The organism is Microbacterium invictum, from assembly GCF_034421375.1.
Lineage (GTDB): Bacteria > Actinomycetota > Actinomycetes > Actinomycetales > Microbacteriaceae > Microbacterium > Microbacterium invictum_A.
Window position 1 is genome coordinate 12,763 of sequence record NZ_CP139779.1, and the last position, 19,213, is coordinate 31,975.

Here is a 19,213-nt window from a genome sequence, read left to right on the forward strand (position 1 = left end):
TCATGCCCATTCACACCGCTGTCGCCACCATCCACACCAACCACGGAGACATCGTGGTCAATCTCTTCGGCGAGCAGGCCCCCCGCACGGTCCAGAACTTCGTCGGTCTCGCCGACGGTTCGGGCTCCTGGACCCACCCCGCCACCGGCAAGCCGGGCGAAGGCCCCCTCTACAACGGCGTGATCTTCCACCGCATCATCCCCGGCTTCATGATCCAGGGCGGCGACCCGCTCGGGCAGGGAACCGGCGGCCCCGGGTACACCTTCAACGACGAGATCAGCCCCGAGCTCGACTTCAACGCCCCCTACAAGCTGGCCATGGCCAACGCCGGTCTGCGCCGCAACGGACTCACCGGCAAGCCGGAGGGCACGAACGGGTCGCAGTTCTTCATCACCACCGACCCCACCCCCTGGCTGCAGGGCAAGCACACGATCTTCGGTGAGGTCGCCGACGACGACTCACGCGCCGTCGTCGACGCGATCGCGAAGGTTCCCACCGCCGCCGGCGACCGTCCGGTCGAGCCCGTCGTCATCGAGTCGATCGACGTCGTCGCCGCCTGATCGGCGGCGCCGCTGACACGGACGTGACCTCCGACGACCTTCGTCGCAACAGCGACAACTTCTGCTACCGGCATCCCGATCGGCAGAGCTTCGTCCTGTGTCAGCGGTGCCTGCGCACCATCTGCCCCGAGTGCCAGACGCCGGCACCCGTCGGCGTGATCTGCCCGGAGTGCCTCGCCGAGCAGCAGGCTTCGCGCACCCCGGCGCAGAAGAAGGCGGAACGCCGGTGGGCACGGCGCCCCGCCGTGGTCGCCGTCGGCGACACCCGGCCGCTCGCGACCTACGCCATCATCGGCATCACCGCCCTGGTGTACCTCATCTCGCTGATCCCCGGGTTCGGGGGCACCGTGACCGACATCCTGTCGTTCTGGGCGCCGACCCTCTACCCCGAAGCGTTCGGGGTCTTCCAGCCCTGGCGCCTGCTCACGGTGTCGCTCGTGCACTCGGGGTTCTGGCACATCGGTCTGAACATGCTGGCGCTGTGGCTCATCGGGCGCAATCTCGAGCCGCTCCTGGGCCGGTGGCGCTTCGTCGCGCTCTACCTCATCAGCACGCTCGGCGGCTCGGTCGCCGTGGCACTGCTCGCCTTCGGTACGCCGGTGGTCGGCGCCTCGGGCGCGGTGTTCGGCCTCTTCGGCGCGCTCCTCATCATCGGCCGGCATCTCGGCGCTCCTGTAATGGGAATCGCCATCGTGCTCGGGATCAACCTCGTCATCGGGTTCATCCCGGGGTTCAACATCTCGTGGCAGGCCCACGTGGGGGGTCTGATCGCGGGACTCCTCGTCGGAGTCATCCTCACCCAGACGCGCGCGCGGTCGCGGCGGCCCCTGCAGATCGCCCTGCTCATCACGCTGACGGTCGGGTTGCTGGCGTTGCTGCTCGTGCCGCCCGTGCTGTACTTCTGACCGGACTTATCCACAGGTTCATCCCCAGGTGGGGATGAATCACACGAGTGTAATTAGGTCCTGTGGAGAGGACGGATGCTTCGGCATCCGGCATCCGGCTGCTTCGGCATCCGGCATCCGGCATCCGGCATCCCCGGCGCGAGCCCGCGCCAGCGGGCCCTGCCTCCCCGGGGCTGCGTACCCGCCCTTAGCCGTGCCCCTGCCGCGGAGATCCACCGTGCCTCGGCTGGCAGGTGCTCAGGTCACCGAGCTTGGGGATATCGCCGCGGCAGGAGTGCGAGCGTCGTCGACAGCGACGCCGCCCGCGCGGGCTGCACGCCCGTCGCCGTACCCGTCCCGCGGAGATCCACCGTGCCTCGGCTCGGAGGTGCGCAGATCACCGAGGTGAGGGATATCGCCGCGGCGAGGAGTGGGAGGGTTCGGCAGTGACCGCGCCACCGTTCTCGCGGGCGCGGTGCGCAGGGACCACGCCATCAGGCTCAGCGGACTTTCGGAGTCGGGGACGGCAGGTGAGCCGCGTGAGGGTCGACGATGACCGGGTCGCGGCCAGGGGGCTGGGACGGCTAGCGCCAGCGCGTGGTCATGAGGAACCCGATGAACGCGATGCCGAAGCCGATCGCGAGGTTCCAGGCACCGATGCCGGGGATCGGCCACTGCATGCCGCTGATGTAGAACACGAGGACCCAGACGAGTCCGACCAGCATGAGGCCGATCATGATCGGCTTGAACCACACTGGGTTGGGGGCGGCTTCGCCCTCCGCGCGCTCGATGAGCGTGTCGTCGTCCCTGCCTGAGCGTGCCATGGCCCCATTCTATCCGGCAGCGGCATCCCAGCGAGAGGTGACTACAATCGCCCCGTGGGTGACGAGCGTGACGAGCGGATGACCGAGCCGGCGCTGCGCCGCGATCGCACCGCCCGGAGTGCTCCACCGGAGGCGCCGCAGGCGACGGAAGCGCCCCGCCGCGCGAAGCCGCGACCTCGCCTCTCGATCGTCGGGGTGTTCGGCGAGCTGCTCATCACCGCCGGCGTCGTGACGCTGCTCTACGTCGGCTGGCAGATGTACTTCGGTGACCTGATCTTCGGCGCGCAGGCGAACGCCGAAGGTCAGGAGCTGTCGGAGCAGTGGGCCGAGCAGTACGCCGAGAGCCTCCCCGAGACGGTGCCGACCCCCTCCGGCGAACCGACCGCCGAGGCCGAGGCCGCGCCACCCGAGCCGGTGATCCTGCCCGAACCGACCGGAACCGAAGACTTCGCCATCATGCGCATCCCGCGCTTCGGCGCGGACTACGAATGGATCATGGCGGGCGGAGTCACCCGCGCCGGCACCCTCGACAACTTCCGCATCGGCCACTACCCCGGCAGCAAGATGCCCGGCGAAGTCGGCAACTTCGCCGTCGCCGGGCACCGCACCACCTACGGAGCCCCCTTCAACCGAATCGCCGAGCTCCACGTCGGCGACGCCATCGTCATCGAGACCCCGGCGGGATGGTACACCTACCGCTTCCGCACCCTCGAGTACGTCACGCCCGACGAGGTCGAGGTTCTCAGCGCTGTTCCCCAGATGCCCGACGTCCCGGCGAACGGGCGCTACATCACCATGACCAGCTGCAGCCCGATGTTCTCCCTCGCCGAGCGGATCGTCGCCTACGGCGTCTTCGAGTCGTTCCAGCCCTATGCTGACGGACCGCCGGCGTCGCTCACCGAGGCGGTGAGCTGATGTACGCCGCCTTCTGGCGCATCCTTCCCGGCCCCTGGTGGGTGCGGCTGTTCATCGTCATCGTCCTGGTCGCGGCCATCCTTTACGGGCTGTTCTTCTACGCCTTCCCGTGGGTGAGCCAGTTCGTCAACCCGCAGGAAGTCACCGTCGAGTGACGGCTGACGTGCTGGTCGTCGACAACCACGACAGCTTCGTCCACACCCTTGTCGGGTACCTCCATCAGCTCGGGGTCACCACCGTGATGGTCGAGGCCGATGCACTCGATCCGGCCGCGCTCCCGGGCGCCCTCGACGCTCACCGCGGCATCCTGATCTCCCCCGGTCCCGGCACTCCTCGCGAGGCGGGGGCATCGATCGAGGTCGTCCGCGCGGCGGCGGCCCGCGGCATCCCTCTTCTCGGGGTGTGTCTCGGCCACCAGGCGATTGCCGAGGCGTTCGGTGCGCGGGTCGGACACGCCCCGGAGCTGATGCACGGGATGACCTCGGCGGTCCGTCACGACGGCAGCGTCCTCTTCGCGGGCCTCGCCGACCCGTTCACCGCCACCCGGTACCACTCCCTCGCGATCGAGCGCTCGACCCTGCCGCCCGAGCTCGAGGTCACGGCCGAGACCGACAGCGGGGTGATCATGGGGATCGCGCATCGCTCGGCGCCCGTGCTCGGTGTGCAGTTCCACCCCGAGAGCGTGCTGACGGAGGGGGGCCACCGCCTGCTCGGCAACTGGCTCGAGTCCGTCGGCGTCGTCGGTGCCGCCGCGCGCGGAGCGCGGCTCAGCCCGCAGCGCTGAGACGCGCGGGCGCGCCCGACGCATGGCCGCGCGCCGTCCGCACGCGCGCAATCGGTCGAGGCGAGGACGATCCCGTCCCGAATGTACGCGTCCGAGCCGAAGACGCGCGTCTGAGCCGGTCGTCCGGGCGAGGAATCAGGATGCCGCGGGCCGGCCCGCGCGGCAGACCCGCCGGAGCGTCAGGCTCCGGTGCAGTAGGTCAGTGTGATCGTCGAACGCACCGGCACGTCGCCGGGGGCGAGGGACTGCTGCGACACCGTCGCGGGGTCGGTCGCGGGGCACCCGGGGTCTTCAGCCGTCTCGACGGTGAGCCCCAGCTCTTCGGACTGCAGCTCGCGGGTCGCCGCGTCGACGGTGTAGCCGCGGTAGTCGAGGATTGTGACGTTCCCGGTGGCGACGACGAGGTTCACGACGGTTCCGGCGGGCACCTCGGTGCCGGCGTCGCGATCGGCCGACAGCACCATCCCCGCCTCGCGGCCGGGATCGTTCTCGGTGCGGATCGTCCCGACCCGCAGTCCCGCGGCGCTCAGGGCCTCTGCCGCGGCATCGCGTGTGAGTCCTTCGAGGGTCGGCACAGTCGAGAGGTCCTGCCCCTGCGACACCACGACGAGCACGCCCTGGCCGGGCGAGACCGAGACGCCCGATGCAGGGTCGGTGCGGATGACCGCGCCCTCGGGCACGTCGACGCTCGGCTCGGTGATCTGGGACGGAACGAGGTCCTGGGCCTCGAGCTCGGTCACCGCGCGCTCGTAGGTCATGCCCGACACGTCGGGGACGATGCGCGCGCTCGAGGGCACCTCGTTCGCCGGCTGGATCGTGACCACCCAGAACAGCACCGAGATGAGAAGGACGGCCAGAAGCGCGACCCCGGCCCAGATCCACGCCACCGGTGGGCCCGCCTGGGTGCGCTTCATCGTCGTGTCGGTGCTGAGCTGGCGCAGCGACCGGGCGGTTTCGGCGGCGGCACGGGGATTGGGGCCGTACAGCTCGCTCGTGAGGGCGCCCACCTGGCGCTTGGAGGGCGTGCGCCCGTCGATGGTGGCATCGAGTGCTTCGCGGAAGCCCGCGGCATCCTGATACCGCTGGAACGGATCCTTCGCCAGCGCCCGCAGCACGACGGTGTCGAGCGCGCGGGGAACGGTCTCGACGACCTCGGACGGGGCGAGCGGCGTCTCGCTCACGTGCTGATACGCCACCGCCACCGGCGACTCGCCCCGGAAGGGCTGACGACCGGTCAGCAGCTCGTAGAGCACCACGCCGGTGGAGTACAGGTCGGCACGGGCGTCGACCGGCTCGCCCTTGGCCTGCTCGGGCGAGAAGTACGCGGCGGTGCCGAGGATCTGGGTCGTCTCGGCGACGGTCGACGACGAGTCGGACACCGCGCGGGCGATGCCGAAGTCCATCACCTTCACCTGACCGGCTTCGGTGACCATGACGTTGCCGGGCTTGATGTCGCGGTGCACGACACCCGCACGGTGCGAGTACTCCAGGGCTTCGAGGATGCCGTCGACGTATCGCACCGCGTCGGCGACGGGTACCGGGCCTGCGGCGATGATGTCCTTCAGGAGGCGCCCTCGCACGAGCTCCATCACGATGAAGGGCACCGGCCGTGTCACGCCGTCGACGCCCGACTCGGAGTCCTCGCCCGCGTCGTAAACGCGGACGATCGCGGGATTCGCCATGCGCGAGGCGGCTTGCGCCTCGAGGCGGAAGCGGGTGCGGAAGGCATTGTCGTCGGCGAGATCGCGGTCGAGGATCTTGATCGCGACCTGACGGCCGAGCGTCAGATCCTCGCCGCGGTACACCGTGGCCATGCCGCCGCGACCGATGATCTCGTCGACGCGGTATCGCCCTGAAAGCACGCGCGTCTCAGTGGTCACAGTCACCCCCTGGTGGAACGGGTACAGCCTAACGGACGGTCCCGGCGGTCTCGCTGGGACCGGAATGGATGCCGCGGGTCAGCCGTCCGCGCCGTCGTCGCCCCCGCCTTCGCCGCCGTTGCCGTTGCCGTCGCCGTTGCTCGCGGACGGCGAGGGCGACGCCGCCTGGACCGACGCCTGCGCTTCAGGAGACGCACCCGAGGTGCGCTCACCCGAGGGCCCGCCGGTGCAGGTGACGGTGTAGGTGACGAGCACCGTGCCGCTGGCGTTGTTCGGCACCGTCAGCTGGGCCTGCCGCGTGTTGGTGTCGAAGGGCATGGTGTTCTGGCCGTTCGAGAACGTCCCGTTCACCGCGGTGAGCGTGTAGGCACCGGGTGAACCCTCGCCGGCCGGGCAGGAGTAGCCCTGCCAATTGACGGTGAGGTTGCCGCCGGGCGCGACCGTCGCCGAGCTCAGCGTCGGGGCGGTGGGCTGCGGGAGCTCGGTCTGCGGGCCGTAGAACGACAGCGTCAGCACCTGGTCGGGGGTGACCGACCCCTGCGGTTCGTAGTCGTACACCAGGGACACATCGTCCGCGGTCGGAGCGGCGTTGCCCTGCTGGCAGTTGACGGTGAGCACACCGGCATTCAACGCCGCCGCCCGCGCGGTGTCGCAGTCGACGCCGACGAGACCCAGCGAATCGAGGTCGATCCGGTCCTGCGTCGGCGTCGCCGACGGGGTCGTCTGCGAGGGCGACGGACGCGAAGTCGAGGTCGATCCCGAGGGGTCGGGCGACGCGCCGCCCTGATTGGCGAAGAGGGCCCAGAGGGTGCCGCCGAGGACGAGGAGCAGGATGACGATGAGGGCGACGAGCGGCCAGGTCCAGCGGCTGCGCTTCTTCTTCTCCGGCTCCTGCGGCTCGGCGTAGTCGGGAAGCGGCGCCGAGAGGATCTGCGTCGCGGCCGCGGTCGCGCCCGCGGGGGCGAGGAGCTGGGTGGCGTCGTCGGCGAGCGCGGCCGCTCCCGCGATGGCGGGCACCGCGGCGGCGGCCGCCGCGAGGTCGCCCCGGCGAAGAGCCGATGCCGCGCGGGCGACCGCGGCGGCGGAGGCGGGCCGATCCTCGGGCTTCTTGGCGATCATCGCCATGACGAGGTTCTGCACCGGCTGCGCGACCGTCGGCGGAAGCGGCGGCGGCTGCTCGTTGATCTGCGCCATCGCGATGGCGACCTGCGACTCGCCGGTGAAGGGGCGCTTGCCGGCGAGGGACTCGTACGCGACGATCCCGAGCGAGTAGATGTCGGTCGCGGGCGATGCGGGGTGCCCCGAGGCCTGCTCGGGCGAGAGGTACTGCACCGTGCCCATGACCTGACCGGTGGCCGTCAGCGGCACCTGGTCGGCGATGCGCGCGATGCCGAAGTCGGTGATCTTGACGCGGCCGTCGGGGGTGATGAGCAGGTTCCCCGGCTTGATGTCGCGGTGCACCAGGCCCGCCGCGTGCGCGGCCTGCAGGGCCGCCGCGGTCTGGGCGACGATGTCGAGCGTCTTGTCGGTGGACAGGGCGCCGTCGCGTTCGAGGATCGTCGACAGCGCCTCGCCGGGAACGAGCTCCATGACGAGGAAGGCGGAGCCCGCCTCCTCGCCGTAGTCGAAGACGCTCGCGATGCCCTCGTGGTTCACGAGGGCCGCGTGCCGGGCCTCGGCGCGGAAGCGCTCGAGGAACCCGGGGTCGCCCATGTACTCGTCTTTCAGGATCTTGATGGCGACGGTGCGTCCGATGACGTGATCGGTCGCCTCCCAGACCTCGCCCATCCCGCCGATGGCGATGCGCGAGTCCAGTTCGTAGCGTCCTCCGAAGGTCACTCCCTGCGTCGGTCTCATCTTCCCAACACCGCCTCCATGACCGTCTTCGCGATGGGCGCCGCGATTGTGTTCCCGCTGCCGGACTGGCCCTGTCCGCCACCGTCTTCGATGACCACCGCGACGGCGACCTGGGGATCGTCGGCGGGTGCGAAACCGGTGAACCAGAGCGTGTACGGCTCGTCTGATCCGTTCTCCGCCGTGCCGGTCTTCCCGGCCACGTCGACCCCGTCTATTCTTGCACCGCTCGCCGCGCCGTCCTGGACATTGGCGACCATCATCGTCACCATCTCGGCAGCCAGATCCTCGTCCAGCGCACGGCCGAACTCGGTGCTCTCGAAGGTTTGCTGCACCGACAGGTCGGGCCCGATCACCTGATCCACCATCCGGGGGGTCATCACGACGCCGCCGTTGGCGATGCCCGCCGAGACCATCGCGATCTGCAGCGGCGTCGCGTCGACCTGCCCCTGGCCGAACCCGGTGAGGGCGGTCTGCGGATCATCGAGTGCCCGGGGGTAGGGCGAGGCGGTCGAGGTGAGCGGGATGTCGAAGCTGCGGTTAAAGCCGTACTTCTCGGCCTCTTCGCGGATCGCCGTGTCGCCGAGTTCGACCGCGAGCTCGGCGAAGGGGATGTTGCAGCTGAGCCGCAGCGCGTCGGCGAGGGTCACCGTCTCGCCCGGGCCGCAGGCGCCCCGGCTGGCGTTGAAGACCACGTTGCTCGACTGCGGCAGCTGGTAGACGGCCGGGTTCGGCAGCTCCGACTCGGGGGTGTAGTCACCCGAGGCGAGGGCGGCCGAGGCGACGACGAGCTTGAAGGTCGACCCGGGCGGGTTCAGGTCGCCGCCGATCGCGCGGTCGATGAGGGGGTCGGCGGGGTCGGCGAGCAGCTGCTCGTAGGTGGCGTTGACCTGCTCGGGGTCGTGGATCGCCAGCTGGTTGGTGTCGTAGCTCGGGCTCGTCACGAGCGCCAGCACGCGCCCGGTGTCGGGCTCGATTGCGATGACCGCGCCCTGAAGGTCGCCGAGGGCGTCGTAGGCGGCCTGCTGCACCGTGGCATCCAGACTCAGTTCGACGTTCGAGCCGCGCGGCGGCTGACCAGTGAAGATCCGCTCGATGCGCGAGAGGAACTGCGAGTTCGAGGTGCCGCTGAGCTCGCCGTTCATGGCCTGCTCGATACCGGTCGTCGACCCGAGGGCCGGGTTGATGTACCCCGTCACCGGAGCCCACATGTCGCCGTTCTGGTACACGCGCTGCCAGCTGTAGACGTCGTCGGAGGGGACGGATGACGCGATCTCGATGCCGCTCGCGACGATCGAGCCGCGCTGCACCTCGTACGAGTCGTAGAGGGAGCGGGTGTTGGCGGAGTTCGCGGCGAGGGTCTCGGCCTGGATGACCTGGATGATGCTCGTCGACCCGAAGAGGGCGAGGAACATCAGCAGCACGATGATGCTGAGCCGGCGGAGTTCCTTCGTCATTTCTCTCCACCTCCCAAAAGGCGCGAGGCGAGCGGAGCGGTGCCGGTTTCGGCGACGCTGGCATCGGGTCTGGCGGGAGCCGGCCGCAGGCCGGCGGGGGCATGCGTCGCCGAAACCGGCACCGCACAGCGCACACCGAGACGCGTCATCCGATCACCACCCGGGGCCGGCTGCGCACGGCGTCGGAGATGCGCAGGAGGAGGGCGACGATGATCCAGTTCGCAACGAGCGACGACCCGCCCGCAGCGAGGAACGGGGTCGTGAGGCCGGTGAGGGGGATGAGGCGCGTGACGCCCCCGACCATGATGAACACCTGCAGCGCGATGGTGAACGCCAGGCCCGTGGCCAGGAGCTTTCCGAAGTCATCCTGCCCCGCCAGCCCGATGCGGATACCGCGACTGACGAAGACCATGTACAGGCACAGGATGGCGAAGACGCCGACGAGCCCGAGCTCTTCGCCGAGGCTCGGGAGGATGTAGTCGCTCTGCGACAGCGGCGTGATGTTGGGGCGGCCCTGACCGAGCCCGGTACCGATGAGTCCGCCGTGAGCGAGCCCGAAGATCCCCTGCACCAGCTGGTAGCTGCCGCCGGAGCGCTCGATGATCTCGGGGTCGAACGCGTTCAGCCAGTTCGCGAACCGCCCGCCGACGTAGGGCAGCACGCGCGAGGCGAGGAAGGCACCGGAGGCGGCGAGAGTCACACCGATCAGCACCCAGCTGGTCTTCCCGGTGGCGACGTAGAGCATCGCGACGAACATGCCGAAGATGAGCGTGCCGGTGCCGAGGTCGCGCTGCATCACGATGATGCCGAGCGAGACGAGCCAGATCACCAGCAGCGGCCCGAGCTCGCGGGCGCGCGGCCAGGTGATGCCGAGGAACCGTGTTCCGGTGGAGGTGAGGCTCTCCCTGGTGCGGACGAGGTAGCCCGCGAAGAAGATGGCGAGGGCGATCTTGGCGAGCTCCCCGGGCTGGAACGACACGAATCCGAGCGAGACCCAGACGTCCGCATTGGCGTTGGTGCCGAGGCCCGGAACGATCGGCAGGAGCAGCAGGGCGATGCCGGCGAAGCCGGAGACATAGGTGTAGCGGAACAGCACCCGGTAGTTGCGGAGGAAGATCACCACGACCACCGCGGCGACCACCGCGATCGCCGCCCACGCCATCTGACGGGTCGAGGCGGCATCCCATCCCTGGGAGCCGATGGCGATGTCGATCCGGTAGATCATCGCGATGCCGAGGCCGGTGAGGATCGTCGCGATGGGCACCACGAACGGATCGGCGTCGCGAGCCCGGAAGCGCAGCACGATGTGCAGGGCGAGCACGAGGACGGTGAGCCCGCCGCAGTAGTAGAGGAACGTCGGCTCGATCGCGCCGATCGCACCCAGCTGCACCAGGGCGACCGCCCCCCAGGTCAGCGCGCACGCGAACAGCAGGAGGAACAGCTCGCGGTTGCGCTGGGTCTGCGGCACCTTCAGGCGCTTCAGGGCGCGCAGCACCGCGGTGTCGGTCGACGGGGCGTCCGGGCGGGTGATGCCGGGAGGGGCTGCGGTCATGAGTTCGCCTCCGCGGCGATGCGCAATCGGTCGGCGATCGTCCGCGCCTCGTCGAGCGAGTCGGCCGAGATCGTCCGCTCGACGGTGGTGCGCGTGAACGGGGGAAGGTCGGACAGGTCGATGCCGGTGTCCTCGTAGGGGGTCGACAGCGGCAGGGGGCCGATGTCCTGCTGCACGCCGCGGTAGATGACGACGGTGTCGTCGTCGGCGCCGACGAAGTAGCGGGTCTGCGTCCACTGGTAGGCCAGGATCAACGTCGTCGCGAGGGCTGCGATCACGAGGATCAGCCCCGCGAACCAGGCGATCCGGCGCCGGCGGGCGCGGCGGCGGTCTTCTTCGATGAGCTCTTCGAGGAACTCGGCGTCAGGCTCGAAGTGGGTGGGTTCGTTCGCCGCGCCGCGGTTGGGGTGCAGCCAGCTGCTGCGCCCGGGACGGGCGGCGGGCACCTCGACTCCGATGGGGTTGGAGGCGGAACCGACGATCGTGGGGGTGCCGAAGAAGACCGGATGCTGCCCGCCGACGTCGACCAGGACGATCGTGACGTTGTCGGGGGCTCCGCCGTCGAGGGCCTGCTTCAGCAGCGAGTCCGCGGTGCGGCCCGGGGCGAGCCCGAGTCCGAGGGCCTTGGCGGTGTGGGCGTCGTCGACGACGCCCGACAGTCCGTCGGAGCACAGCAGCCACCGGTCGCCGGGTTGGGTGGGCATGATGAACGTGTCGACCTCGGGGTCGGGATCCATGTCGCCGAGCACCCGCATGAGCACCGAGCGGCGCGGGTGGTAGCGCGCCTCCTCGGGGGTGATGCGGCCGGAGTCGACCAGGCGCTGCACGAAGGTGTGGTCGGTCGTGATCTGGGTCAGCGCGCCGTTGCGGTACAGATAGATCCGCGAGTCGCCGATGTGGGCGATCACGGCGTAATCGTCCACCATCAGCAGCGCGCTGACGGTGGTTCCCATACCGGCGAGCTCGGGTTTGACCCCGACGGTGTCGATCAGGTGCTGCGCGGTCTCGGCGATGGCGTCGCGCAGCGCGCTCTCGGCGGCCGAGGTCGAGGTGAACGAGTCGTCGAGATCGCGGAGGCGTTCGATGGCGAGGCTCGAGGCGACATCGCCCCCGGCGTGGCCGCCCATGCCGTCGGCGACGACGAAGAGGTTGGATCCGGCGTAGCCGGAGTCCTGGTTGTTGGAGCGCACCTTGCCGGTGTGCGAGATCGCGACGCTCGAGCCTTGGAAGACCATGAAGGAGGGGACCGCCCGCTACTTCCGGAGCTCGAACGTGGTCGCCCCGACGCGGATGGGCGCACCGACGGTGATGGCGACGGGCGCCGACACGCGGGCGCCGTCGTGCCAGGTGCCGTTGGTGGAATCGAGATCCTGCAGCATCCACTGGTTGCCCCAGAGCATGATGCGGGCGTGGTGGCTCGAGGTGTAGTCGTCGCGGATCACCAGGCCCGATTCGCTCGAGCGCCCGATCGTGAGCGGCTCGGTGCCGAGCGGCAGCTCGAGGCCGGCCTTCGGGCCGCTGGTGATGACGATGCGCGACACGGTGGTCGGGGTCGCCGGGCCCCCCTTCTGGGGAGCGGCGGGTGCGGCGGCCGCGGCCGGGCGGGCGCGGGCGACGGGTTCGGTCATCGCCGACGGCGAGGCGGGCGACTTCGTCACCGCGGGCCCCGCAGGCGCCGCCGCGGCGGCCGCGGGCTCGGGCATCTTCCGGGCCTTCATGCCGAACAGGTCGGCGCGCAGCGAATAGACCACCGCGAAGACGAAGAACCACAGCAGCACCAGGAAGCCGATGCGCAGCAGCAGCAGGGTCAGTTCACTCACGGCAGCGGCCCCTGTTCGCGGATGTCGAAGGCGCGCGTGGCGTCGGGAGCCGGCCGGGACGGCCGCGGAGGTACCGCCTGCGCCACCACGCGGAAGACGATATCGGTTCGTCCGATCGTGATGGTCGAATCCGGAGAGAGCGGCGCCTCGCTGACGCGGCTGCCGTTCAGCAGCGTGCCGTTGGTCGAGCCGAGGTCGCGGACCATCGCGCGCTCGCCGTCCCACAGCACCTCGACGTGCTTTCGGCTCGTCCCGGCATCCGAGATGGTGACGTCGGCGTCGCTGCCCCGGCCGATCACGGTGCGGCCCTTCGTGAGCGGGTGGCGCTTGCCCTCGACGTCGATCACGCCGCGCCACGACACCGCGCCCTCGGCGCTGGAGCTGTCGACGCGGAGCGTGCCGGTGGAGAGCTGGTCGTCGCGCTCGAGGGTGATCGTGACCGGGCCGGCGAAGCTGTACCCCTGAGCGCGGGCGTGCTTGTGCACCAGCGACTGCAGCTCCTCGCCCAGGGCGGGGCCGATCGCGCGCATGCGCTCCTCGTCGCTCGGGGCCAGGCGCACCGTGAACGTGTGCGGGGTGAGGATGCGGTCGCGGCTGACGACGGCGGCCTTCTTGTCCAGTTCGCTGCGGAGCGCGGACGCGATCTCGACAGGCTGGATCCCGCTACGGAAGGTCTTGGCGAAGGCGCTGTTGACGGCGCGTTCGAGTCCCTTCTCGAAGCTGTCTAGTAGTCCCACGGGGCTCCTCAGGCAGGCGATCCAGTCGGTACATGTTAGTTGTCCAGCCTGGACAGGCCATCCACACCCCGGACGACACGCGCCGGCGGGCACGCCGGCCGTCGCCGCACCCCGCCGCACCCCGCCGCGATCCGTCAGAGAATGCGGTCCCCGAGACGCCGACGCGGCAATTTCTGACCGATCGCGAGGGTGGAGGGTCGAATGCCGCGGGCGGGTCGGGTCGCTCGGGCGGGTGGGCGGCGGGGCGAAGGACGGATGCCGCGGGCGCGGCCGAAGGCGGGGCAGGCGGCGTGATATCCTCGGGAAGTTGAGTTCTGCGGGTCGATGACCCGCGGCTCGCGCGAGTGGCGGAATAGGCAGACGCGCTGGCTTCAGGTGCCAGTGCCCGAAAGGGCGTGGGGGTTCAACTCCCCCCTCGCGCACAGCGACGAATCAGCCCCCGACCGGGGATTTCCCGGACGGGGGCTTCGTCATTCCCCACCCGCGGCGCGCGCGACGCGCGCATCCTGGCGGAAAACACCTTCCTGTCAAGGCGTAGAGCGGCGGCGGTCCGAGGGTCATGCTCGGACCAGGAGGCGCGATGCGCGTACGCGTCGCGCACGACGAGAGGACGACGATGTCAACGAACAGGGCTGTCGCATACAAGGGTCCCGGGGTGGTCGAGGTGATCGACACCGCGTATCCGGAGTTCGAGCTCAAGGACGGGCCGGGCGTGAACCCGGCGAACGTCGGCCGGAAGGTTCCGCACGGCGCGATTCTCCGGACGGTGTCGACGAACATCTGCGGATCGGACCAGCACATGGTGCGCGGTCGCACGACGGCGCCCGAGGGCCTCGTCCTCGGACACGAGATCACCGGTGAGGTCGTCGAGGTCGGCCCCGACGTCGAGTTCATCAAAGTCGGAGACATCGTCTCGGTCCCCTTCAACATCGCATGCGGCCGTTGCCGCAACTGCAAAGAGGGCAAGACCGGCATCTGCCTCAACGTCAACCCCGATCGGCCGGGAAGCGCCTACGGCTACGTCGACATGGGCGGCTGGGTGGGTGGCCAGGCCGAGTTCGTGCTCGTGCCCTACGCCGACTGGAACCTGCTGAAGTTCCCCGATCGCGAGCAGGCGCTGGAGAAGATCCTCGACCTGACGATGCTCTCGGACATCTTCCCGACGGGGTTCCACGGCGCCTACACGGCGGGGGTCGGACCGGGCTCGACGGTGTACATCGCCGGCGCAGGACCGGTCGGGCTCGCCGCCGCCGTCGGTGCGCAGCTGCTGGGTGCGGCGGTCGTCATCGTCGGAGACCTCAACGAGGAACGGCTCGCGCAGGCCCGCTCGTTCGGCGCCGAGACCGTCGACGTGTCGAAGGGCGACCCGAAGGATCAGATCGAGCAGATCCTCGGGGTGCCCGAAGTGGATTGCGCCGTCGACGCCGTCGGTTTCGAAGCACGCGGGCACGGGGCCGACGCGGCGCACGAGGCACCGGCGACGGTGCTGAACTCGCTCATGGACCTCACTGCCGCCGGCGGCGCACTCGGCATCCCCGGTCTCTACGTCACGGGCGATCCCGGCGGCGTGGACGACGCGGCGAAGGTCGGGTCGCTGTCGCTGAGGCTCGGTCTCGGGTGGGCGAAGTCGCTGTCGTTCACGACGGGACAGTGCCCGGTGATGAAGTACAACCGGCAGCTCATGATGGCGATCCTCCACGACAAGGTGCAGATCGCGCAGGCAGTGAATGCGACCCCCATCGCGCTGGATGACGCGCCCCGGGGCTACGAGGAGTTCGATCAGGGCGCCGCGCGCAAGTACGTGCTGAACCCGAACGGATACATCAAGGCCGCGTGACCTGAGGAAGGCGGACGAGGGGTGGCCATCCGGCGTCAGCGGTCGCCGCCGGCGAAGTCCTGCGCGCCGACGACGCCGAGCAGCCGGATCTTCTCCTCGTCCGCCGATCCCGGAACAGCCGTGAGCACGAGGAGGGCCTGCCCGCGATCGTCCGTGTAGAGCACCTGGCAGTCCACCTCGATCTCCCCCACCTCGGGATGGATCAGCACCTTGTGGTCGGCGAAGCGGTGCGCGACCTCCTGGCGCTCCCACAGATCGGCGAACTCCGCACTGACCCGTTCGAGCTCCCGCGCGAGGTCGCCCGCGGTCGAGCCCGCTCCCAGCGCCCCGTACGCATCGCGGAGCCCCGCGACGAGCGCCCGGCTCTGGCGGTCGTGGTCGGCAGCCGGGTAGTGGGCGCGCTCGGTCGCCGGACGGGTGAACCATCGGTACACCTCGTATCGGCTCCACCCCGTCTCGCCGCGGTGGTCGCCGAGCAGGGTGAGGGCGAGGGCGTTCTGGGCCAGCGTCTCGCCGAGGCGCGAGATGATCAGCGCGGGGGTGTCGTCGAGCCGATCGAGCACGCGCTGGAGGGCTGGCGCGACATGCGACATGGCGCTGACCCGATCGGGCACCGCGTGCCCCGCCATCCGATAGAGGTAGTCGCGCTCGTCCGCGGTCAGCCGGAGAGCCCGCGCGAGGGATGCGAGGATCTGGTCGCTCGGCTGGGGTCCCCGCTGCTGCTCGAGACGCGTGTAGTAGTCGGTCGACATCAGGGCGAGCGATGCCACCTCCTCGCGGCGCAGTCCCGCGGCACGGCGCCTCACCCCCGGTCCGAGACCCACGTCCTGCGGACGGAGGCTCTCGCGGCGACGACGGAGGAAATCGGCGAGGGCGGCGCGGTCCATCCGTTCATGATGCCTGCGGTGCGCCGTGGCAACCAGGGACCGGCGATCCCCCGATCATCCGTCTCTCGTGCGGCTGCGTCCGCCGCGGTGGACTCGTGTCATGCGAATCCACGGAAACGTCATCTTCATCCCCGGTGCCACGAGCGGGATCGGCCTCGCGCTCGCGGAGCGACTGCACGACGAGGGCAACACCGTCATCGTCGGCGGGCGCCGCGCAGACATCCTCGACGACATCGCCGCCCGGCATCCCGGCATCGACACCGTGGTGATCGACGTCGCGGACCCCGCCTCGATCACCCGAGCGGCGGGCGAGGTCCTCGCGCGGCATCCGGATCTGAATGTCCTCGTGACGATGGCGGGCATCATGCGCGTGGAGGACTGGACGACCGCGAGCGGTTTCGTTCACAGTGCCGAGGAGGTCGTCACGACCAACCTCCTCGGCACCATCCGACTCATCGGCGCCTTCGTCGAGCATCTGCAGACCAGGCCGGACGCGACGATCATGACCGTGTCGTCGGGCCTCGCCTTCACGCCGCTTCGCACGACACCCAGCTACAACGCCACGAAGGCGGCCATCCACATGCTGAGCGAAACCCTGCGGCTGCAGCTGGCCGGCACCTCGGTGCGGATCATGGAGCTCGAGCCGCCGTCGGTGGCCACCGACCTCTTGCCCGGCCACCGGGACGAGGCATCGGCGATGCCGCTCGACGCGTTCATCGACGAGGTCATCGACATCCTGCGCGAGAACCCGGATGCGACCGAGGTGCAGGTCGAGCGGGTGAAGTTCCTCCGTTACGGCGAGGCGCGCGGCGACTACCCGGAGGTGGTCGCCGCGCTCAACGCCCCGGCGTGAGCGGGGGTCAGCGGAACCGCCGTCGGTACGCCAGCGCGGCGCCGAGGTAGGCGGCCACGAGGATCCCGACGCACCAGGCGAGGGCGATCCACAGATCCGCGCCCGGGGTGTCGCCCGCCAGAAGGGCCCGTATCGCGTTGACGATGGAGGTCACCGGCTGGTATTCGGCGAACCACCGCACCGGCCCGGGCATCGTGTCGGTGGGCACGAACGCCGAGCTGAGGAACGGCAGGAAGATCAGCGGGTACGAGAACGCGCTCGCGCCGTCGACGGTCTTCGCCGAGAGGCCCGCGATCACCGCGAGCCAGGTGAGGGCGAGGGTGAACAGCAGCAGGATGCCGCCGACGGCGAGCCACGCCCCGACGCTCGCGGGGCTCCGGAATCCGATGACGAGGGCCACGGCGACCACCACCGCCAGCGACACCGCATTCGCGACGACGGAGGTGAGGACGTGCGCCCACAGCACCGACGACCGCGCGATGGGCATCGATTGGAAGCGCTCGAAGATCCCGCCCTGCAGATCGAGGAAGAGCCGGTAGGCGGTGTAGGCGACGCCCGAGGCCACGGTGATGAGCAGGATGCCGGGAAGGAGATAGTCCACGTACGACTCGCCGCCCGTCTGGATGGCCCCGCCGAAGACGAAGACGAACAGCAGCAGGAAGGCGATCGGCATCACCGCGGTGGTGACGATCGTGTCGGGGCTGCGCAGGATGTGGCGGAGCGACCGTCCGGTGAGCGCGGCGGTGTCGCCGACGACGTGCGTGGTCATGGGGTGTCCTTTCCGCCGACGATCGCGAGGAAGATCTCCTCGAGGGTCGGCTGCTTCTCGACGTACTCCACGCGCGCCGGCGGAAACCGTCGCTTGAGGTCGTCGAGGGTGCCTTCGGCGATGATGCGGCCCTCGTGGAGGATCGCGATGCGGTCGGCCAGCTGCTCGGCCTCGTCGAGGTACTGGGTGGTGAGGAGGATGGTCGTGCCACCCCGGGCGAGTTCGCGGACGGCATCCCACACCTCGATGCGAGCCTGCGGATCCAATCCCGTGGTCGGCTCGTCGAGGAGCACGACGGGCGGCTCGCCGATGAGGCTCATCGCGATGTCGAGGCGCCGTCGCATCCCGCCGGAGTAGGTCGCGACGCGCCGGCCGCCCGCATCCGTCAGCGAGAACCGGGCGAGCAGCCCGTCCGCCACGGCTCCCGGCTCGGCGACATGACGCAGCCTCCCGACGAGGATGAGGTTCTCGCGGCCGGTGAGCACCTCGTCCACTGCGGCGAACTGGCCGGTGAGGCTGATCGCCTCTCTCACGCGCGCGGCCGCGGTCGCGGCATCCTGTCCCTGGACCTCGACGGTGCCCGCGTCGGCGCGGAGCAGGGTGGCGAGGATGCGGATCGCGGTCGTCTTGCCCGCGCCGTTGGAGCCGAGCAGGGCGTAGATCGTGCCGGACGGCACGTCGAGATCGACGCCCTTCAGCACGGAGAGGTCGCCGAAGGCCTTCTCGAGCCCGCGGATCCGCACCGCGGGGCGATCCGCCGTTGTCGCCGCGGTGTTCACGACGTCTCCTCCTTCTCGGCCTGCTCGATCGCCGCGGTCAGCCGCTTCTGCTCCTTGGTGATCCACGAGCCGATGCCGTAGTTGGATTTGAAGGTGTCGACGAATTCGACCGGGTCGTCGCCGACGATCTCGCGCACCGGCGTGCCGTCGGCGGCGGCGCCCTCGAAGAGCTCGGCCAGGTCGTCGAACATCTGCAGCAGCAGTTCGCCCTGATCGGTGCCGCCGTTGTACATGAGGTAGCGCTCGACGCCCTTGGCGGCGGTGCGGTACGGGGCCGGCAGCGCCTCGACGCGGGCGCGGTAGGCGCGCCAGCGGCGTTTGTCGGCGAGTGAGCCGGTCACCCATTCGATCCAGTTGGTCATGATGATCCCCCTTCGCGGAGCTGTTGCAGTCGTTCGGAGAGGAAGCTCCAGGTCCTCCAGAACTCGTCGAGGTAGTCGCGGCCCGCGGCGTTGAGGCTGTAGACCTTGCGCGGCGGGCCCTTCTCCGACGGCACCTTCTGGACATCGACCAGCCCGCGCTGCTCGATGCGCACGAGGAGCGCGTACACGGTGCCCTCGGCGATGTCGGTGAAACCCTGGTCGCGCAGCCACGTGGTGATCTCGTAGCCGTAGGCGCGACGGGTGGCCAGGATCGCGAGCACGATCCCCTCGAGGATGCCCTTCAGCATCTCGGTGGTCTGCTTGCCCATCGGTGTCTCCCTCAGTACTCAGTGTTGATGAGTACTGGTACATAGTATCGCTGACTAGCGAGAATGCAAGGGGCAGGCGTGAGCAACTGCGGGGATCATCGCCGACTCGCCGCCCCGCGGCATCCGTCTC

At 69.9% G+C, this 19,213-nt stretch carries 20 protein-coding genes and 1 tRNA gene; 8 read left to right on the forward strand and 13 right to left on the reverse strand.

The window, feature by feature from the left end; genetic code table 11:
• Positions 1–2 precede the first annotated feature (2 nt).
• Entirely contained in the window at positions 3–560 is a 558-nt protein-coding gene (locus T9R20_RS00070) for a peptidylprolyl isomerase (protein WP_322410535.1), read from the forward strand.
• A 23-nt stretch (positions 561–583) separates the two neighbouring features.
• Positions 584–1,465, forward strand: a complete 882-nt coding sequence (locus T9R20_RS00075) for a rhomboid family intramembrane serine protease (protein WP_322410536.1) — start codon at positions 584–586, stop codon at positions 1,463–1,465.
• A gap of 563 nt (positions 1,466–2,028) precedes the next feature.
• Here the strand turns inward: T9R20_RS00075 and T9R20_RS00080 are convergent.
• Positions 2,029–2,268, reverse strand: coding sequence for a cell division protein CrgA (locus tag T9R20_RS00080; RefSeq protein WP_322410537.1), 240 nt, complete (start codon positions 2,266–2,268; stop codon positions 2,029–2,031).
• Positions 2,269–2,322: 54 nt separating this feature from the next.
• Here T9R20_RS00080 and T9R20_RS00085 point away from each other — a divergent pair, with 54 nt between their 5' ends.
• The 3 genes from T9R20_RS00085 to T9R20_RS00095 are packed head-to-tail and all read left to right on the forward strand — an operon-like array spanning position 2,323 to position 3,967.
• Positions 2,323–3,183: a class E sortase gene (locus T9R20_RS00085; RefSeq protein ID WP_322410538.1), complete on the forward strand. Its 861-nt coding sequence runs from the start codon at positions 2,323–2,325 to the stop codon at positions 3,181–3,183.
• Positions 3,183–3,338: a hypothetical protein gene (locus T9R20_RS00090; RefSeq protein ID WP_322410539.1), complete on the forward strand. Its 156-nt coding sequence runs from the start codon at positions 3,183–3,185 to the stop codon at positions 3,336–3,338. Before T9R20_RS00085 ends, T9R20_RS00090 begins: the two co-directional genes overlap by 1 nt.
• A complete protein-coding gene (locus T9R20_RS00095) occupies positions 3,335–3,967 on the forward strand; it encodes an anthranilate synthase component II (protein ID WP_322410540.1) in 633 nt (210 codons plus the stop codon). The genes T9R20_RS00090 and T9R20_RS00095 overlap by 4 nt, the downstream gene beginning before the upstream one ends.
• Positions 3,968–4,146: 179 nt before the next feature.
• Here the strand turns inward: T9R20_RS00095 and pknB are convergent, their stop codons facing one another.
• The 7 genes from pknB to T9R20_RS00130 all read right to left on the reverse strand — a co-directional run bounded on the left by pknB (position 4,147) and on the right by T9R20_RS00130 (position 13,267).
• Entirely contained in the window at positions 4,147–5,847 is a 1,701-nt protein-coding gene (gene pknB, locus T9R20_RS00100; protein WP_322410541.1) for a Stk1 family PASTA domain-containing Ser/Thr kinase, read from the reverse strand.
• A 78-nt stretch (positions 5,848–5,925) separates the two neighbouring features.
• On the reverse strand, positions 5,926–7,704 hold the full coding sequence (locus T9R20_RS00105; RefSeq protein ID WP_322410542.1) for a serine/threonine-protein kinase: 1,779 nt from the start codon (positions 7,702–7,704) through the stop codon (positions 5,926–5,928).
• The gene (locus T9R20_RS00110) at positions 7,701–9,158 is read right to left on the reverse strand and encodes a peptidoglycan D,D-transpeptidase FtsI family protein (RefSeq protein WP_322410543.1); all 1,458 of its coding nucleotides are present in this window, start codon (positions 9,156–9,158) and stop codon (positions 7,701–7,703) included. Before T9R20_RS00110 ends, T9R20_RS00105 begins: the two co-directional genes overlap by 4 nt.
• Before the next feature lie 145 nt (positions 9,159–9,303).
• Positions 9,304–10,710, reverse strand: coding sequence for an FtsW/RodA/SpoVE family cell cycle protein (locus T9R20_RS00115; RefSeq protein ID WP_322410544.1), 1,407 nt, complete (start codon positions 10,708–10,710; stop codon positions 9,304–9,306).
• Positions 10,707–11,945, reverse strand: a complete 1,239-nt coding sequence (locus T9R20_RS00120; protein WP_322410545.1) for a PP2C family serine/threonine-protein phosphatase — start codon at positions 11,943–11,945, stop codon at positions 10,707–10,709. The genes T9R20_RS00115 and T9R20_RS00120 overlap by 4 nt, the downstream gene beginning before the upstream one ends.
• 18 nt (positions 11,946–11,963) lie before the next feature.
• Positions 11,964–12,530: an FHA domain-containing protein gene (locus T9R20_RS00125; RefSeq protein ID WP_322410546.1), complete on the reverse strand. Its 567-nt coding sequence runs from the start codon at positions 12,528–12,530 to the stop codon at positions 11,964–11,966.
• On the reverse strand, positions 12,527–13,267 hold the full coding sequence (locus T9R20_RS00130; RefSeq protein WP_322410547.1) for a DUF3662 and FHA domain-containing protein: 741 nt from the start codon (positions 13,265–13,267) through the stop codon (positions 12,527–12,529). Before T9R20_RS00130 ends, T9R20_RS00125 begins: the two co-directional genes overlap by 4 nt.
• Positions 13,268–13,605: 338 nt before the next feature.
• On the opposite strand from T9R20_RS00130, the gene T9R20_RS00135 reads away from it, so the two are divergent.
• Positions 13,606–13,689, forward strand: a tRNA-Leu gene (locus tag T9R20_RS00135).
• A 194-nt stretch (positions 13,690–13,883) separates the two neighbouring features.
• The gene (gene fdhA / locus T9R20_RS00140) at positions 13,884–15,104 is read left to right on the forward strand and encodes a formaldehyde dehydrogenase, glutathione-independent (protein ID WP_322410548.1); all 1,221 of its coding nucleotides are present in this window, start codon (positions 13,884–13,886) and stop codon (positions 15,102–15,104) included.
• A 35-nt stretch (positions 15,105–15,139) separates the two neighbouring features.
• Here fdhA and T9R20_RS00145 read toward each other — a convergent pair whose 3' ends face one another.
• Positions 15,140–15,991, reverse strand: coding sequence for a helix-turn-helix transcriptional regulator (locus T9R20_RS00145; RefSeq protein WP_322410549.1), 852 nt, complete (start codon positions 15,989–15,991; stop codon positions 15,140–15,142).
• A 100-nt stretch (positions 15,992–16,091) separates the two neighbouring features.
• Here T9R20_RS00145 and T9R20_RS00150 point away from each other — a divergent pair, with 100 nt between their 5' ends.
• Positions 16,092–16,844, forward strand: a complete 753-nt coding sequence (locus T9R20_RS00150; RefSeq protein ID WP_322410550.1) for an SDR family oxidoreductase — start codon at positions 16,092–16,094, stop codon at positions 16,842–16,844.
• Between the two features lie 7 nt (positions 16,845–16,851).
• On the opposite strand, the gene T9R20_RS00155 is transcribed toward T9R20_RS00150, so the two are convergent.
• Genes T9R20_RS00155 through T9R20_RS00170 form a run of 4 tightly spaced genes read right to left on the reverse strand, consistent with a single transcriptional unit; the run spans position 16,852 to position 19,083 of the window.
• A complete protein-coding gene (locus tag T9R20_RS00155) occupies positions 16,852–17,613 on the reverse strand; it encodes an ABC transporter permease (protein WP_322410551.1) in 762 nt (253 codons plus the stop codon).
• On the reverse strand, positions 17,610–18,392 hold the full coding sequence (locus tag T9R20_RS00160; RefSeq protein ID WP_322410552.1) for an ABC transporter ATP-binding protein: 783 nt from the start codon (positions 18,390–18,392) through the stop codon (positions 17,610–17,612). The genes T9R20_RS00155 and T9R20_RS00160 overlap by 4 nt, the downstream gene beginning before the upstream one ends.
• A complete protein-coding gene (locus tag T9R20_RS00165; protein ID WP_416182921.1) occupies positions 18,389–18,754 on the reverse strand; it encodes a DUF1048 domain-containing protein in 366 nt (121 codons plus the stop codon). The genes T9R20_RS00160 and T9R20_RS00165 overlap by 4 nt, the downstream gene beginning before the upstream one ends.
• Positions 18,751–19,083, reverse strand: coding sequence for a PadR family transcriptional regulator (locus T9R20_RS00170; protein ID WP_322410553.1), 333 nt, complete (start codon positions 19,081–19,083; stop codon positions 18,751–18,753). Before T9R20_RS00170 ends, T9R20_RS00165 begins: the two co-directional genes overlap by 4 nt.
• Between the last annotated feature and the right edge of the window lie 130 nt (positions 19,084–19,213).